Origin of the sequence: Frankia sp. EI5c (assembly GCF_001636565.1) — a bacterium.
In the GTDB taxonomy this organism is placed as follows: domain Bacteria; phylum Actinomycetota; class Actinomycetes; order Frankiales; family Frankiaceae; genus Parafrankia.
Genome location: NZ_LRTK01000041.1, coordinates 1 through 15,260, shown reverse-complemented (window position 1 = coordinate 15,260; position 15,260 = coordinate 1). Strand labels below are relative to the sequence as shown.

Here is a 15,260-nt window from a genome sequence, read left to right as displayed (position 1 = left end):
CGGCCCCGGCCCCGGCCCCGGCCCCGGCCCCGGCGCCGGCCCCGGCCTCGCGCCGGGTGAGGCCCTCGGCCGGTCACGAGGTGCCGCTGCGGAGGTACCAGCGGGATCCATGCCGCGCTCGCCGGAGAGCACCGCGGCACCGCGGCACCGCGGGGTGGCCGAAAACGGTGACGAGGTGGCCGAAAAGCGGGGCGGGCGGAAAGGCGGCCGGAAAGGCAGGGGGAAGGCGCGCGCCGCGGGGNAGACAGACACCTGCGGACGGCCTTCACGCACCGTCCGGTGATACGCCCCGGGCGGGACGTCCGGGGCGACGTCAGCCACAGCAGCCACAGGAGGTACCACGGGGCGCCCGGCGCGCGACCCGACGACGGCCNCGGCAGACCGGTCTCGACCGGTCCCCTCGGGTGCCGGATCCGGAAAGTAGCGGCCTCCGGTGCCGGGAGCTACCTAAGCTGGATCTGATGCCGGGAGCCTGGCCTGCGAGGGGAGTGGCGCGGTGACCAGCACTCGCTCGTCCGGTATGGCCTGCCGTGCCCTGATCGTGAGCGCGCTGTTCGCCGGTGCGCTGGCGGGCTGCGCCGAGTCCGGCGCCGACACCGCGAGCACCGGAACTCGTCCGATGCCCGCGGCGGCGGAACCGCCCTCGGTCGGGACGACGCCCTCTCCGGCGGAGCAGGGAGCGCCCGGGGAGCGCGCCGCGGGGTCCGACGGCACCTCCGGCGGAGGCGTCGGCGCGGATGACGCGGGCGCGGGCGGCGGCACGCCCGGCACCGGCACCGGCACCGGCACCGGCACCGGCGGCGCCGGACCCGCCACGGCACCCGGCGGCACCACCGGCACAGGTGGAACCGGGGCGGGTGGAACCGGGGCGGGTGGGGCGCGGACCGCTGAGCCCGAGTCCGACGGCTCGTCGTCCGGGGTGAGTATTCCCGAGCTGCCGACGGTGGCGCCGTCGCCGGTCTTCCTCGGCGAGGCCTGCGTCCCCGGGCGCGACTCCGAGCCCGCGACAGCCGTCAACGGGCTGATTCTCTACTGTGTCCCGCTGCCGGACCCGACGGTGGCCGGCCTCGACCCGGATCCGGCCGGCCGCTGGTCGCCGGAGAACCCCACGCAGTCCACCCAGGGAGGACCCGCACCGGGTAGCGAATGCGATCCGGAGGACGTCGGGAAGGTCGTCCGGGGAGCCGGCGGGCGCCCGGTCTCCTGCCTGCGCGAGGCCGACGGGGGCATGCGCTGGGCGGACGTCTCCTGACCCACGGCGACGTCTCCTGGCCCAGGGGCGGTCAGTGGCGGTCGCGGCCGGGCTGGGCGGCGGTGGTCAGCCGGGCTGGGCGGCGGTCGTCAGCCGCGCCGCCGCGGGCGCAGCAGTTCGACGGCGGACCACAGCGGCGGCAGTACCAGCAGGCCGAACACGGCGGCCCAGGCCCACGGGTGAGCGGCCAGGTAGGGGACCGCGTCGTCGCGCATCCACGGGAACAGCCGGTCGCCCACGGCTGGGATGAGGCCGGCACCCGCGACCGCCGCCAGGCCGGCGACCCCCACGATCGCCAGCCCTCCCGCCAGCGTCCGCCAGCTGGACAGGCTGACCAGCAACAGGCCCGCCACCGCCACCAGCAGTCCCAATCCGCCGAGCGCGCCGCCCTGGGTGAACGCGCCCGTCAGACCTGTGCCCAGCAGCAGCGTCCCGAGGCTGATCGTCGTGCGGTGCCGCCGGCGGGTCACGTTGTCGACGGCCGCGTGGACGAGGCGGGTGACGGCGCGCGCGCCGGCGGCGAGCGGCCGCAGCGGGCGGGGCAGCAGTCGCCGCGAGGTCAGCCAGGCTGTCAGCACGGCCAGGGCCTGCGTGGCCAGGGAGAGGAGGATGGGACGGTTGGCCCGGTCCGTCAGCCGCTCGTCCGCGACGTGGCAGAGCCGCAGGATCGCCTCGGCGGCGGCCGGATCGACCCGGCCGCGGTCGGCCTCGGAGCCCGCCTCCACCGCGTCGAGGAACTCCCGGCTCGGCGCCGGATCGACACCGGCCCCGGCGATGTCCGCGCGGACCGCGGCGGCGACACTGACCAGTTCACCCGCGGCGATCTCGCGCTGGATACCGGCGGCGACCCAGGCCGCGGTCTCGGGCAGGGACGCCGGCACCGGCGCGTCGGGCTCGTCCAGCCAGGCCAGCTCAGCCAGCACCGCCGCGGTCGCGGGGGCCGCCGCGACCGCGGACAGCGCCCGCAGGAATCCGCCGAGCCAGCTTTCCGGGCTCGCTACCCCGGCTGCCGGGCCCACCCCGGCTGCCGGGCCCACCCNGGCTGCCGGGCCCACCCCGCCAGCCGTCCCCGCCCCGTCTGCGCTGCTGGCCTGCGCTGCCCTGCTGGAGCGGTCCGCGGCGCTGTCGCGTAACCAGACGAGCCGGCGTGGGTCGAGCAGGATGCGGACCAGCCAGGCCGTCCCGTCGAGGCGACCCCACATCCAGTCGTTGGCCCGCCAGGACGACTTCGCGAAGGCGCCGAAGTTCCCGAGGGTGAGCCCGGTGAGCTTGTCCCNGGCGGTGGGCCGGGCTGGATCCAGGTCGCAGCGGACGTCCGAGCTGACCTGGACCAGCTCGACCCGTTGGTCGACGACGTCACCGCCGCTCATCGTGTGGGTGACCAGGTGGAGATCGAGCAGCGCGACCGCCGCCGGCCCGCGGCGGCGCGGGAGGTAGCCGAGGAAGTCGCGCAGGGTGTCGGCGGCGATCGCACGCCGGGCGGCCAGGCTCAGCCCGGACCGGTGGGTGCGCGGCGGTGACGCCAGCAGCGTCGCCGTCGCCGTGACCGTCGACGCGGCCGGTGGGGTCAGTGACGGCTGCGACGGAGACGACGGTTGCGACGGAGCTGACGGCTGCGACGGAGCTGACGGCTGTAACGGAGAGGGCGCGGGCGGGGCGGTGGGTGAGCGGTCCAACAGGCGTTCCAGCAGTCCGTGCAGGNTTTCGATGAGTGAGCCCAGCGTGCTCCACGCGAGCGTCAGATCGGTCCGGCTGGTCTCGGCGTCACCCACGCCGCGTAGCCAGCGCCGGGCTGCTTCGGCGACGATCTGGTCGGACGGCGCACCCGGCAGGTCACGCAGAGTGTGGCGCACGATGGTGAACGGTCCCCGGNTCGCCGGGGTCGACGGGAGCGGGAGCAGCTGGGCCCCGGCCTGCTCGCGGGGCGCGACGACGGCCGCGTGTACCCCCCGGGCCAGGGCGGCGAGCGCCGCGCGGTCCTCCGGGTCGGTGGTGAGCAGGTAGCCCTCGTTGATCATCGAGATCAGGATGCCCTTGACCGCGTCCACCGCCGGGCGGCCCAGCCGCCACAGCTCGCCGGGATCGCCGGGGCCGGGCAACCGCTCGGGGAACTCCGCCCGCGCGGCCGCGATCGCGGCCAGCCGCAGCTCCGTGCGCCCGTGGGCGTCCGCGAGCCGGGCCGGCGCGTCCGCGGGCACCGCCTCCACCGGGGTCGGGGCCGGGGCTGACACGGAGTCGACGACGATCCGGTCGAAGGCCTCCATCACCACGTCCGCGGCACGTTCCGCTGTCTGCTCGCGGTAGGTGTCGTAGACGTCCTGGTCGGCGAGCCGGGGCCGGCCGGCCGGAGCGAGCCGGAACAGGCCGCGCCGGCTCGCCCGCAGGCCGCGCACCGCCGCGTTGTGCTGCCGGATGCGGCGCAGGTCCGTCGAGATCGACTGGTTCAGCGCCGCGCTCAGCGCGCCCAGCAGGGTGTCGACGGCGGAGGGCAGGGACCTGTCGGCCGGAGCCGGAGCCGGGGCCGGGGCCGGTGCCGGAGCCGGCTCCGGGGCCTCCGGCGGGTTCGGGGAGGGGACCACGTAGGCCAGCACCCGGCGAACCTGCCGCCCCCGTGCCGGGCGGTCGAAGATCTCCTGGAGCGCCGGCCCGATCGGGCGGTTGACCAGAATGCCGCCGTCCGAGCCGTAGAAGTCGCCGGCCGCGTTCACATGGTCGGCCATGTCGGGATGGTCGGCGTCGGGAGAGTTCCGCACCGGGACGTAGGCCGGCTCGAAAGCACCGGGGAAGGCCGCGCTCGCCCGGGCCGCGAGTGCCAGGCGGGCCGCGGCCTCCGGATCCGTCAGATCGTCCTCGCCGAAGACGAACAGGCCACGGTGATCGAGGTCGCGGACGGTGCCACCGAGATCATCGGACCAGCGGGTGGACTCGCCGCGCAGGATGGTGGTGGTGATGAACACCGAAGTCGGCCGGATCGTGGGAGCGGCCCCGCTCCGGCTTTCGGCCGGCGTCGCGCCAGCCGGCCGTTCGAGGCCGCGCAGCGCGGTCCGCAGCGCGGGCAGCAGCGTCTCGTCGCCGCGCAGCAGCGAGGGGAAGGCCCGCTCCTCGGGGCGGCGCATCAGCTCCCGCAGTGACCCGAGCCCGATCCACAGCTCCCGCAGCGGCCCGAGGTCGGTGTCCTGCACGTTCGCGTAGCCGAGCAGCGCCGCGTTGATCCCGCCGGCGGACGCGCCGGCGAGCACGTCGACCGACACCTCGACGTCGAGGGTGGTCAGCAGCGCGGCCCACCGGTCGGCGGCGGCGGTGTCGGCGGCGGACCAGCCGCGGGCACCGGCTTCGGCCGGGTCGGCCTGGTGGGCGCGCGCGGCGGTGAGGAGATTGATCTCCCGGGCGACGCCACCCATCCAGACGGCCAGGCTTGCTCCGCCGGTCATCACGACCGCTAACCGGACCTCCTGGGTGGCCCCCTCGTCGGACTCATCCGCGTGCCGCGCGTCGACCCCCGTCATGGTCGCCAGACTAGACGTGCCCGATATTGCTGACACCGTTGCTTTCCGGACCTTGTGGGCCGGTGTGGAACTGGTGCCTCCTTCGTCCGGAGATCTTCTCCCAATAATGGTTACCCGCNGGTAGCATGGGCATCACCTACCAGCGAGTAACTACGTCCGCGCCGCCTGACGACCACGCGGTGGGGTCGAGGGGAGGAGCCGTCCATGGGGCACTACCGGAGCAACCTTCGGGACATCGAGTTCAATCTGTTCGAGGTGTTCGGCGTGGACGAGGAGCTCGGTACCGGGCCCTTCGCCGAGATGGACCGCGACACCGCCCACGAGGTCCTCGTCGAAATGGAGCGGGTCGCCGCCGGCCCGCTCGCGGAGTCCTTCGCGGACGCCGACCGCAACCCGCCGACGCTCGACCCGGCCACCGGGACCGTCACGCTGCCCAAGTCGTTCCACCGGTCCTTCGCGGCGATCCAGGAGGGCGAGTGGTGGCGGCTGTTCGTCCCGCCGCACCTGGGTGGCATGGGCGCGCCGCCCACCATCGCGTGGGCGGCGTCCGAGCTGATCCTCGGCGCGAACCCGGCCGTGTTCATGTACATGGCCGGCCCGACCTTCGCCGGGATTCTGGAGAGCCTCGGGACCGACTGGCAGAAGAAGCTCGCGCGGTGGGCCATCGAGCGGCAGTGGGGCGCGACCATGGTGCTGACCGAGCCGGACGCCGGCTCGGACGTCGGCGCCGGCCGGACGAAGGCCATCGCGCAGCCCGACGGGACCTGGCACATCGAAGGTGTGAAGCGGTTCATCACCAGCGGTGACTGGGATGTCCCGGAGAACATCTTCCACCTGGTGCTCGCCCGCCCCGAGGGCCACGGCCCCGGCACCAAGGGCCTGTCGATGTTCGTGCTGCCGAAGTACATGCCGGACCCGGAGACCGGTGACCCGGGCGCCCGCAACGGCGTCTACGTCACCAACCTCGAGAAGAAGATGGGCCTGAAGGTCTCCGCCACCTGCGAGCTGCGGTTCGGTGAGCGGGAGCCGGCCGTCGGCTGGCTGGTGGGAGACGTTCACGACGGCATCGCGCAGATGTTCCAGGTGATCGAGTACGCCCGCATGATGGTCGGGACCAAGGCGATCGCCACGCTGTCCACCGGCTACCTCAACGCGCTGGAGTTCGCCCGCGAGCGGGTGCAGGGCGCCGACCTGCCNCGGGCGTCGGACAAGACGGCGCCGCGAGTGACGATCATCAACCACCCGGATGTCCGCCGGATGCTCATGTTGCAGAAGGCGNACGCCGAGGGCATGCGCTCCCTCGTGCTGTACACCGCCACGTTCCAGGACGCGGTCGCCCTGGCGGCGGCGCGCGGTGAGGCGGACGAGAGCGCGGAGCGGATGAACGACCTGCTGCTCCCGATCGTGAANGGTGTCGGCTCGGAGCGCTCCTACGAACTGCTGGCCACCTCGTTGCAGGTGTTCGGTGGCTCCGGCTACCTGCAGGACTACCCGGTCGAGCAGTACATCCNGGATGCGAAGATCGACACCCTGTACGAGNGGACGACCTCCATCCANNGGCAGGACCTGTTCTTCCGGAAGATCGTCCGGGATCAGGGGCGGGCGCTGACCTCGCTGCTCGGCCAGATCCAGGACTTCGCCAAGGGCGAGGCGGGCAACGGCGCGCTCCGGGCCGAGCGGGAGGNGCNNGGCAGCGCGCTGGAGGACATCCAGGCGATGGTCGGGGCCATGGTCGGCTTCCTCACCTCCGCCGCGGAGGACACCGCCCAGGTCTACCGGGTCGGCCTGAACACCACCCGGCTGCTGATGAGCCTGGGTGACCTCATCATCGGCTGGCTGCTGCTGCGCGGGGCGGACGCCGCCCTGCGCGGGCTGGACGGCGCCCCGAACGATCGGGACCGCGCGTTCTACGANGGCAAGGTCGCGGCGGCGCGCTGGTTCGCGGCGAACGTCCTGCCGGAGCTGCACGTGCGCCGCACCATGCTGGAGAGCACCGGCCTGGAGCTGATGAACCTGCCCGAAGAGGCGTTCTGACCGCGGGCGCGTGAGCAACGCCTGATCAGAACGTGATCAGCGGGTGATCGGCAACCGATCGCCAGCTGATCGCCGGAATGTGATTGTCGTCGGGGCCCGGCCGGATTCCTCATAGGCCNGGCCCCGTCATGTGCATGTGCGGCCGATGTCGCGCGCTGTCAGGTGATGTCAGGTGATGCGGTGCGAAGCGACGTGATGCGCGAAGCGTGGTTGTATGTAGTGCGATCAGGGGTAGACGTCCCACATGGGAACCCCGCTGAGTCTCTTCCTCTTCGCCTTCGGCGCCGTGCTCGCGTTCGCGGTCCGCGCCGAACCGTCCGGTCTCGATCTCACCGCGGTCGGTGTGATCCTCATGGTTGTGAGCGTCATCGGCCTGGGCGTCACGCTCTACCGCGACCAGTGGCGCCGNCGCATCGTCGAGGAGTCCATCGACCATGGCTCGCCGCCGCCGGTCAGCCTGGATGACAACGTTCTGGTCGACCCCTCCATGCACGTGGAGGCCCCGGCCCACGAGGATCCCATCCGCCGCTAGCCGCTAGGCAGGGACCGCTCTCGGGGGGCGTCCGGGACGGCGCGCGGCACCTGTCGCGCCGCGCGCACCGCCGTCTCGCCGCGTGCCGTCTCGCCGCGTGCCGCCTTTTCGGGCGGCGCGCGGCGGGTGCGCGGAAGGGCCCGCTCAGGTGGTGCGCAGCGGGGGGAACGCCTGGTCGAGCTCGTTGCGCATGTCACGCTTGAGGATGTCGTCGGCCTCCGAGGAGGACTGGCCCTCCAGCAGGAACCGGGCAACTCGCAGCGTGAGGTCCACCCGCTCGGCCAGGTTGAGCGCTCCGTTGAACCGGCCGCTGGTGCTGGCGGAGGTCAGTACCTTCGCGACGAACTCGTCGGCGGCCTGCAGAGCCTCCACGCGCGTCATGCGTTCACCTCTTCGTGGCTGGCGGAAGTCGAGCCGAGTGCCGGGTGTGAGGCGCAACCGTACCAGGGTGGGCACCTCTCTCCGTTGTGCACCCCTATGTGTCCGTTGTTCCCGGGGGGGTGTATGCGGGGATCGGCGAAGTTCGCGCTACCTGGGCCGGGGGTGTCCGTCAGCTCCAGGCGAGGGCGAGGAGCGGGTCGGCGAGTATCGCGCCGACGTCCGCCAGCACGGCGGAGCCCAGCTCACCGTCCACGATGCGGTGGTCGAACGAGAGCGCGAGCTGTGCCACCGTGCGTACCGCCAGCTCGCCGCGGTGCACCCACGGAGCGGGTCTGATCGCGCCGAGGGCCAGGATGGCCGCCTCGCCCGGGTTGAGCACCGGCGTGCCGGTGTCCACGCCGAACACCCCGACGTTGGTGATCGTGATGGTGCCGCCGGAGAGGTCGGCCGGCCGCAGTCGGTCCGCCCGGGCGGCCTCGGTGAGCGCCTGTAGCGCGCGGGCGAGCCCGACCAGGTCGAGCGAGCCGGCGTCGGGAATGTTCGGCACCACCAGGCCACGTGGCCCGGCTGCCGCGATACCGAGGTTGACCTGCTGCTTCACGTGAATCTCGGCGTCGTCGCCGGCGGTGTTGCCCNCCCAGCTCGCGTTGATGAGCGGGTGCCGGCGGACGGCGGTGAGAAGGGCCTTCGCCGTGAGCAGCAGCGGGGTGACCCGGATACCGGCGAACTCTGGAAGCGCCGAGATGCGCTCCCTGGCCGCCATGGCCTCGGTGACGTCCACGCTGAGGAACTCGGTGACATGCGGCGCCGTGGACACGCTCGCGACCATCGCCCGCGCCATGCTGCGCCGGACTCCCGTGACGGGGATCCGCCAGGCATTCACGTCCGGGTCGAACCGGGTGCCGGCCGGGACTGCCCCCGGCAGGGGGCGTGTGGTCTCAACGTGCCCGTTGGCTTCGGCGTGCCCGTTGGGTTCGGGCAGCTTGTTGGGTTCGAGGAGCCCGATGGTCCCCACACCCGCCGCGGTGGTGGACACCCGCCGGGCCGCGGCCTCGACATCCGCCCGGCTGATCGATCCGGCCGGCCCGGTTCCCAGCAGTTCGGAGAGGTCGACGCCCAGGTCGCGCGCCAGCTTGCGAACCGGTGGCTTCGCCGCCACCCGGGCCGGCCCCGCCGGCGTGCCTGCCGCCGGACCGGCGGTCGCGCCGGCCGCCGCAGTGTCCCTCGTGGTGTCCCTTGTGGTGTCCGTTGTGGCGTCGGCGCCGGGTCGCCGCCGCCGTCGCCGCCCGGGCTCGCTGCCCCGGGGCCCGTACCCGACCAGCATCGGGGTGCGGCCGGCGGCCATCGACGGCCGTTCCGGCCCGCTCGGCCCCGGCCCGCCGGCGGCCTCCAGGCTCTCCCCGGGGCGGGACGTCGGCAGCGCGGCCGCGCCGTTGCGTGGCTCCACGCCGCCGGGGGGTTCGGCCGCCGCCTCGCCGTCCGCGGTGTCGATCGTCAGCAGCGGGGCGCCCACCGCGAGTTCCGTGCCGGCTTCGCAGTGCCGCTCGACGAGCACCCCAGCGAACGGGGACGGGATCTCGACGACGGCCTTCGCCGTCTCGACCTCCACCAGCGGCTGGTTGACGGTCACGGTTTCGCCGGCGTCGACGAGCCAGCGGACGATCTCCGCCTCGGTGAGGCCCTCACCGAGGTCTGGAAGACGGAACTGTCGATGGGACACCGAGATCTCCTCAGTAGCCGAACGATCGGTCCACGGCATCGAGGATCCGGTCGACGTCGGGGAGGTAATGGTCCTCCAGCCGGGCGGGCGGGTAGGGGGTGTCGAACCCCGTCACCCGCAGCACGGGTGACTCCAGGTGGTAAAAGGCCTGCTCGGTGACCCGGGCGGCGATCTCCGACGACAGCGACACGTTGGACGGCGCCTCGTGCACCGCGACGAGCCGCCCGGTGCGGCGGGTCGACTCCACCACGGGGCCGAGGTCGAGCGGCGACAGCGAACGGAGGTCGATCACCTCCAGTGACCGGCCGTCCTCCTCGGCTGCGACCTCCGCGGCGTCCAGGCAGGTGCGGACCATCGGCCCGTAGGCGACCAGGGTGGCGTCGGTTCCCGACCGGACCACCCGTGAGGTGTACAGGTCGGTGTGCGCGTCCGCCGGGCGGGCGGCGAGCGGCGTCGTGTCGACCTCGCCCTTCTCCCAGTACCGGCGCTTGGGCTCCAGGAAGATCACCGGGTCGTCCGAGGCCACCGCCTGTTGGATCATCACGTGGGCGTCCGCGGGATTCGAACAGGTGACGACGCGCAGCCCGGCGGTGTGGCAGAAGTAGGCCTCGGGCGNCTCGCTGTGGTGCTCGNCCGCGCCGATGCCACCGCCATAGGGGATCCGGATCGTCACCGGGAGCCGCACCCGGCCGGCGGAGCGGTAGTGCAGCTTCGCGAGCTGGCTGACGATCTGGTCGAAGGCCGGGTAGACGAAGCCGTCGAACTGGATCTCGCAGACGGGCCGGAAACCCCGCATCGCCAGGCCGATGGCCGTGCCGACGATCGCCGACTCGGCCAGCGGTGTGTCGATCACCCGCTGCTCGCCGAAGAGCTCCTGTAGGCCGTCGGTGATCCGGAAGACNCCGCCGAGCTTGCCGACGTCCTCGCCCATGACAATGATCTTCGAGTCGGCCTGCATGGCGGCGAGCAGCCCGGTGTTGAGCGCCTTCGCAAGCGTCAGGGTCTTCCGCGCGCTGTCCGTTGGTCCCGCCTCCAGGAGCTCGTCCGGGCTGTCACCCACGCCCCGCACCGTGCCGCCGGGTGCCGCTGTTCCGCCGGGTGCCGCTGTTCCGCCGGGTGCGGCTGTTCCGCCGGGTGCGGCTGTTCCGCCGGGTGCGGCGGGGCCGCCGGCGTCCGAGGTGCGCGTGGTCAGGTCGGGCGTCAAAGCAGCGCTCCCTGGAAGTTCACGAACGCGGCGCGCTCGGCGGCAACCAGCTGGTTCTCCTCCACCTGCACGTGATCGAAGACGGTGTCGTCAGGCGGGTCGGACAGCGCCAGGCAACGTGCGCGCAGGTCGGTGGCGATCATGTCCGCCTCCGCGGCGATACCCGATTCCACGTCGTCGGTCAGCACCGCGCGGGCGCGCAGATGCGTCCGCAGCCGGTCGATCGGGTCGCGGCGGCGCCAGGTGGACAGTTCGTCCGACGGGCGGTAGCGCGACGGGTCGTCGGCGGTCGTGTGCGGGTTGATCCGGTAGGTCAGCGCCTCCACCAGGACGGGCCCGGCTCCGATCCGGGCCTGGNGCAGCGCCCNCCGGGTGACCGCCAGCGTGGCCAGCACGTCGTTGCCGTCGACCCGCACGCTCGGGAAGCCGAAGCCGCGCGCCCGCTGGTAGACCGGGACCCGGCTCTGCCGGCGGTACGGCTCGGAGATCGCCCACTGGTTGTTCTGGCAGAAGAACACCAGCGGCGCGGAGAAGACGCTGGCCCAGCCGAACGCCTCGTTCACATCACCCTCGCTGGACGCGCCGTCCCCGAAGTAGGAGATGACCGCGCTGTCGCCGCCGTCGCGGGTGATGCCCATCGCGTACCCGGTGGCGTGCAGCGTCTGCGACCCGACGACGATCGCGTAGAGGGCGAACCCGTGCTCGGCCGGATCCCAGCCGCCGAGCGACGTGCCCCGGAACAGCCCGAACACGTTCAGCGGGTCGACACCCCGGCACCAGGCGACGCCGTGCTCGCGGTAGGAGGGAAACGCCATGTCCGCCGGGCCCAGGGCACGCCCCGAGCCGACCTGCNCCGCCTCCTGGCCGCGCAGGCTCGCCCACAGGGAGAGCTCACCCTGCCGCTGCAGGGCCGTCCCCTCGTCGTCGAGGCGACGGACCACGGTCATGTCCCGCAACAGTGCGACGAGGTCATCGTCGCTCACGTCCGAGACGAACCCCTGGTATTCGGCCTCCGCACCGGTTGCCGAGGCGGTACGTCGGCCGTCAGGGGTGAGCAGCTGCACCAGCTCCGTCACAACGGCAAACGATAGCCCTCGTTCCGGCGGGGGCAACCCGGCGCGACCAGCCNGGCACACAGGGCCGGTCACGGCGCGTGTGGTCCGCGCCCCCTCGACACCGCGCCCCCTCGATACGGTGGCCGGGTGAGTGACCAAGCGAGCACAGCCGCCAGCCACCCCACCCCCGCGGTCCCGGCCTCCTCGGCCGCGGCGGCCCGGCCGCAGCCGGCGACGACCCTCGGCAAGGTCGGTGTGTGGAGCGGCCAGTTCGACTTCTCCTCCGCCGACACTGTGCGCGAGGCCGTCGCCGAGCTGGACGAACTGGGCTACTCCACCCTCTGGACNGGTGAGGTCAAAGGCCGCGAGGTGCTGGTGACCGCCGGCCTCATGCTGGCCGCGACGACCCGGCTGACAGTCGCGACCGGCATCGCCCAGATCCTCGCCCGCAACCCGCTGACCATGACCGCCGGGCAGCTCGCCCTCGCCGAGGCCTACCCGGGGCGGTTCCTGCTCGGGCTCGGCGTCTCGCACGCGGAGCTGATGAGCATCCGCGGTGCCACCTACTCCAAACCGCTCGGCCAGATGCGCGCCTACCTCGACGAGATGGACAGGATGGCCGCCGAGCAGTACCGGGCGATCCCGCCGGTGGGCACCCAGCCGCGGGTGCTGGCGGCGCTCGGGCCGAAGATGCTGGAGCTGGCTCGGGACCGCGCGGACGGCGCGCACACCTACTTCGTGCCGCCGGAGCACACCGCGCACGCCCGGGAGGTGCTCGGCGGCGGGAAGCTGCTGGTGCCGGAGCAGGCGTTCGTCCTGCACACCGACGCCGCCGAGGCCCGCGAGCTGGCCCGCCGGCACACCGGGTCCTACCTGCGGCTGCCGAACTACACGAACAACCTCCGGCGTTACGGCTTCACCGACGACGACCTGGCCGGCTCCGGGTCGGACCGCCTGGTCGACACCATCGTCCCCTGGGGCGATGTGGACGTCCTGCTCGGCCGGGTCAAGGAGCATCTCGACGCCGGAGCGGACCAGGTGGCTGTGCAGGTCCTCGACTTCGACCGCCGTGGGTTGCCCNGCAGGCAGTGGCGCGAGCTGGCGCCCGCCCTGCTGTCGCTCTGACGGTGCCGCTGTGCCGGTGCGGCTGTGACGGTGCCGCTGTGCCGTGGTGCGGGTGCCGCGGTGGCTGTCGTTGTCGGTGTCTCCGGTGACTGTCGGTGCGGTGGCGGGCGTGAGCAGCCCAGGTAGGGTGCCTTTCGTTCGATGAGTTTCCGGGGCGGGGGTCNCGCGAATGATCGGTGGGCGGGGGCGCGGCCGTCCCGCATCGAACCCCTGGGATGATTCGGAGCACAACCCTGGACGACTCCCGCGGCGCAGCGGTGGATTTCGGGAAAGCTGGGGAGTTCCGCTGCTCGGCGGTACGGTTCTGGCTGTTGTCGCCTGTGTCCTGCTGACCACGTTTGGCCTGATGGGTGCCGGTGGCGGAGGCGACGGTGAGGGGCCGGCCCAGGCGGCCGCCGCGGATGACGGCGGCGACCGTCAGCCGCCCGCGCAAACCCCACCCCAGAGTCAGCCGGCGGTGGCCGGAAACGGGCCGCGTCAGCCGACCGGAAATCCGGTGCGTATTGCCTTTGGTGGCGATGTGCATTTCGAGGGTTCTTCCGGGCAGCGGCTCGCGGCTGATCCGGAAACCGCGGTCGGCCCCATGGCGGCGAACCTCGGCGGCGCCGACCTGGCCGTGGTCNACCTGGAGACGGCGGTGACGACGCGTGGCACTCCGGCAGCCAAGACGTTCGTCTTCCGGGCGCCGCCGACCGCGTTCAACGCCCTGCGTGCCGCCGGGGTGGATGTGGTGAACATGGCCAACAACCACGGCATGGACTACGGGCTCGACGGCCTGACCGACACCCTGCGCAGCGCCAACGAGGCGGGTTTCCCGACCGTGGGCATCGGCGCCGACGACACCGAGGCCTTCGCGCCGTTCGTGACCAGCGCGAACGGCCAGCGCATCGCGATCTTCGGCGCGACGCAGGTACTTGACGACGAGCTCGCCGCCGCGTGGACCGCCGGCCCCGGCAAGCCCGGGCTCGCCTCCGCGAAGGATGTCGAGCGGCTGGCGGCGGCCATCCGCGCGGTGCGGCACAGCGTGGACACGGTGATCGTCTACCTGCACTGGGGCGTGGAGCGGGAGACCTGCCCCAGCGCCGCGCAGGCGGGCCTGGTCGCGCCGCTCGTCGAGGCCGGTGCCGACGCACTGGTCGGCGGGCACGCGCACGTCCTGCAGGGCGCCGGCTGGAACGCCGACGGCGTCTACGTCGCCTACGGTCTCGGCAACTTCGTCTTCTACGCGTCGGGCACCGGGGCGAACACCGAGACCGGTGTGCTGGAGCTGACCTTCCAGGGGCGGGCGGTCACCGCGGCGAACTGGGTGCCCGGACGCATCGTCGGTGGAGCGCCGACACCGCTGACCGGTGCCGCTTCGACCGAGGCACTCGGCCGCTGGAACAGTCTCCGCGACTGCACCGGTCTGGCCGGCGCGGCGCCCTGGTAGGCATTACCACCGCCACCTGAAGGGGCCGACAGCCCACCCGTTGGGGTAATTGTCGGAAGCGGGTTGTTCCGGGTGCGCAGGAGCTCCGGTACGTTGGCTCGCAGAAAACCCTGAAGCAAGCCGGTGAGCGCTGCGTCGGAACTATTTTCCGTGGCGCCGCGGCGGGTTTTCCCTGCCTCCTTGCCTCTGTTTCCGTGCTGTTTCCCCGAAGTTCGGCGCCGGTGTTTTCCGAGAAGATCTTCGCAGATTTCCCGGCTATCGGCCGCCGGTTCTTCGCGGCCAGCCCCTGCCGACCCGGGAGTGTCGTGTCGCGAACCGCGCCGAAAAGGCACCGCCACCGCCGACGAGTGGTCGGCCCGCGCCGGCGGATTCTCGCCGTCCTCGTGCTCCTCACCGGTACCGGGCTGCTCGGCCTGAGTGGGTCCACCCCCGCGTGGGCCGCCGACACCACCCAGTACGCCGGTGACCGGACCAGGGGGAACGGCGTGGCCGTTCCCTTCGAGGGGCTCACCGACCAGAGCGGCAATCCGGTGCCGATCTCCGGCGCCATCGGCGTCGACCTTGTTCTGGGCTCGACCAAGGAGCCCTACCTGCCCTGCCAGAACTACAACCGGGCCACCGGCACCGGCGACACCTACATTCGTGCCTGCCAGGAACGCGGCAGCTACGCGACGTACACGCGGTTCGCGGCGGGCAAGGGCCTGCTGTTCCCGCACGGCTACTTCATGGGCGACAGCCAGCCCGACCTCGTCAACGGCGGCACCCTGCACACCGGCTGGGGCAGCCGCACGGCCGGCCTCTCCTTCGAGTTCTACCCGCAGATCGACCGGGATCCGGAATTTGTCCACTCCCGTTTCTATGTCGACGTCTTCGATCATCGGGCAAATGGCTGGACGTATTCGGCCTATGTTGGCCGCATCAAACTCACGACCTTGAACGACCCCGGCACCGCGCGTGTTGGTGGACGGCTGACGGACGGCGGCCGGGCGCCGGCGAAGGACCGCGTGAAGTTCCTTATCTTC

Annotated in this window: 7 protein-coding genes and 21 pseudogenes; 14 read left to right on the top strand and 14 right to left on the bottom strand. The window is 72.6% G+C overall.

Annotation, left to right across the window (positions count from 1 at the left end):
• The first annotated feature begins 496 nt into the window (after positions 1 to 496).
• Positions 497 to 1,252 carry a hypothetical protein gene (locus UG55_RS29195; RefSeq protein ID WP_157901533.1) on the top strand — a complete coding sequence of 252 codons (756 nt, stop codon included), beginning with the start codon at positions 497 to 499 and terminating at the stop codon, positions 1,250 to 1,252.
• A gap of 89 nt (positions 1,253 to 1,341) precedes the next feature.
• On the opposite strand, the pseudogene UG55_RS38970 reads toward UG55_RS29195, so the two are convergent.
• From UG55_RS38970 to UG55_RS38950, 5 genes and pseudogenes are all read right to left on the bottom strand, one after another.
• A pseudogene (locus tag UG55_RS38970) lies at positions 1,342 to 2,291 on the bottom strand (DUF3376 domain-containing protein); the annotation flags it as partial.
• Position 2,292: 1 nt separating this feature from the next.
• Positions 2,293 to 2,528 (bottom strand): annotated as a pseudogene (locus tag UG55_RS38965) (DUF3376 domain-containing protein); the annotation flags it as partial.
• 1 nt (position 2,529) lies between these two features.
• Positions 2,530 to 2,953 (bottom strand): annotated as a pseudogene (locus tag UG55_RS38960) (DUF3376 domain-containing protein); the annotation flags it as partial.
• Between the two features lies 1 nt (position 2,954).
• Positions 2,955 to 3,124, bottom strand: a pseudogene (locus tag UG55_RS38955) (hypothetical protein); the annotation flags it as partial.
• A 1-nt stretch (position 3,125) separates the two neighbouring features.
• Positions 3,126 to 4,758 (bottom strand): patatin-like protein (locus UG55_RS38950; protein ID WP_255360502.1); only part of this gene is annotated, 1,633 nt, incomplete at its 3' end.
• Between the two features lie 204 nt (positions 4,759 to 4,962).
• Here UG55_RS38950 and UG55_RS38945 point away from each other — a divergent pair.
• The 8 genes and pseudogenes from UG55_RS38945 to UG55_RS38915 all read left to right on the top strand — a co-directional run.
• A pseudogene (locus tag UG55_RS38945) lies at positions 4,963 to 5,954 on the top strand (acyl-CoA dehydrogenase family protein); the annotation flags it as partial.
• A gap of 1 nt (position 5,955) precedes the next feature.
• Positions 5,956 to 6,036: pseudogene (locus tag UG55_RS38940) on the top strand (hypothetical protein); the annotation flags it as partial.
• Between the two features lies 1 nt (position 6,037).
• A pseudogene (locus tag UG55_RS38935) lies at positions 6,038 to 6,167 on the top strand (hypothetical protein); the annotation flags it as partial.
• 1 nt (position 6,168) lies between these two features.
• Positions 6,169 to 6,268 (top strand): annotated as a pseudogene (locus tag UG55_RS38930) (hypothetical protein); the annotation flags it as partial.
• Between the two features lie 48 nt (positions 6,269 to 6,316).
• A pseudogene (locus tag UG55_RS45530) lies at positions 6,317 to 6,442 on the top strand (hypothetical protein); the annotation flags it as partial.
• 5 nt (positions 6,443 to 6,447) lie between these two features.
• Positions 6,448 to 6,671 (top strand): annotated as a pseudogene (locus tag UG55_RS38925) (acyl-CoA dehydrogenase C-terminal domain-containing protein); the annotation flags it as partial.
• A 1-nt stretch (position 6,672) separates the two neighbouring features.
• Positions 6,673 to 6,792 (top strand): acyl-CoA dehydrogenase C-terminal domain-containing protein (locus UG55_RS38920; RefSeq protein WP_242424750.1); only part of this gene is annotated, 120 nt, incomplete at its 5' end.
• Between the two features lie 244 nt (positions 6,793 to 7,036).
• Positions 7,037 to 7,200 (top strand): annotated as a pseudogene (locus UG55_RS38915) (DUF6458 family protein); the annotation flags it as partial.
• A gap of 268 nt (positions 7,201 to 7,468) precedes the next feature.
• Here UG55_RS38915 and UG55_RS18710 read toward each other — a convergent pair.
• The 9 genes and pseudogenes from UG55_RS18710 to UG55_RS38875 all read right to left on the bottom strand — a co-directional run.
• Positions 7,469 to 7,705: a hypothetical protein gene (locus UG55_RS18710; protein ID WP_006541825.1), complete on the bottom strand. Its 237-nt coding sequence runs from the start codon at positions 7,703 to 7,705 to the stop codon at positions 7,469 to 7,471.
• Between the two features lie 169 nt (positions 7,706 to 7,874).
• Positions 7,875 to 8,340, bottom strand: a pseudogene (locus UG55_RS38910) (2-oxo acid dehydrogenase subunit E2); the annotation flags it as partial.
• A gap of 1 nt (position 8,341) precedes the next feature.
• Positions 8,342 to 9,425: biotin/lipoyl-containing protein (locus UG55_RS18705; RefSeq protein ID WP_242424749.1), on the bottom strand; the 1,084-nt coding region annotated here is incomplete at its 3' end.
• 10 nt (positions 9,426 to 9,435) lie between these two features.
• A pseudogene (locus UG55_RS38905) lies at positions 9,436 to 10,040 on the bottom strand (alpha-ketoacid dehydrogenase subunit beta); the annotation flags it as partial.
• 18 nt (positions 10,041 to 10,058) lie between these two features.
• Positions 10,059 to 10,326: pseudogene (locus UG55_RS38895) on the bottom strand (alpha-ketoacid dehydrogenase subunit beta); the annotation flags it as partial.
• Between the two features lies 1 nt (position 10,327).
• Positions 10,328 to 10,629: pseudogene (locus tag UG55_RS38890) on the bottom strand (hypothetical protein); the annotation flags it as partial.
• Positions 10,626 to 10,986, bottom strand: a pseudogene (locus UG55_RS38885) (thiamine pyrophosphate-dependent enzyme); the annotation flags it as partial. The pseudogenes UG55_RS38885 and UG55_RS38890, both read right to left, overlap by 4 nt.
• 11 nt (positions 10,987 to 10,997) lie before the next feature.
• Positions 10,998 to 11,481: pseudogene (locus UG55_RS38880) on the bottom strand (thiamine pyrophosphate-dependent enzyme); the annotation flags it as partial.
• Position 11,482: 1 nt separating this feature from the next.
• A pseudogene (locus UG55_RS38875) lies at positions 11,483 to 11,705 on the bottom strand (pyruvate dehydrogenase); the annotation flags it as partial.
• 126 nt (positions 11,706 to 11,831) lie between these two features.
• On the opposite strand from UG55_RS38875, the pseudogene UG55_RS38870 reads away from it, so the two are divergent.
• The 5 genes and pseudogenes from UG55_RS38870 to UG55_RS18680 form a co-directional block, all read left to right on the top strand.
• Positions 11,832 to 12,031: pseudogene (locus UG55_RS38870) on the top strand (LLM class F420-dependent oxidoreductase); the annotation flags it as partial.
• Position 12,032: 1 nt separating this feature from the next.
• Positions 12,033 to 12,764 (top strand): annotated as a pseudogene (locus UG55_RS18690) (LLM class F420-dependent oxidoreductase); the annotation flags it as partial.
• A 214-nt stretch (positions 12,765 to 12,978) separates the two neighbouring features.
• Positions 12,979 to 13,431 (top strand): annotated as a pseudogene (locus tag UG55_RS38865) (CapA family protein); the annotation flags it as partial.
• Between the two features lies 1 nt (position 13,432).
• On the top strand, positions 13,433 to 14,238 hold an 806-nt coding region (locus tag UG55_RS18685), incomplete at its 5' end, for a CapA family protein (RefSeq protein WP_242424748.1).
• 305 nt (positions 14,239 to 14,543) lie between these two features.
• Positions 14,544 to 15,260 (top strand): hypothetical protein (locus tag UG55_RS18680; protein WP_066070834.1); only part of this gene is annotated, 717 nt, incomplete at its 3' end.

Excerpts from the sequence above, each read along its gene's own strand:
- UG55_RS18710 (WP_006541825.1), bottom strand. The coding sequence starts at position 7,705 with ATGACGCGCGTGGAGGCTCTGCAGGCCGCCGACGAGTTCGTCGCGAAG.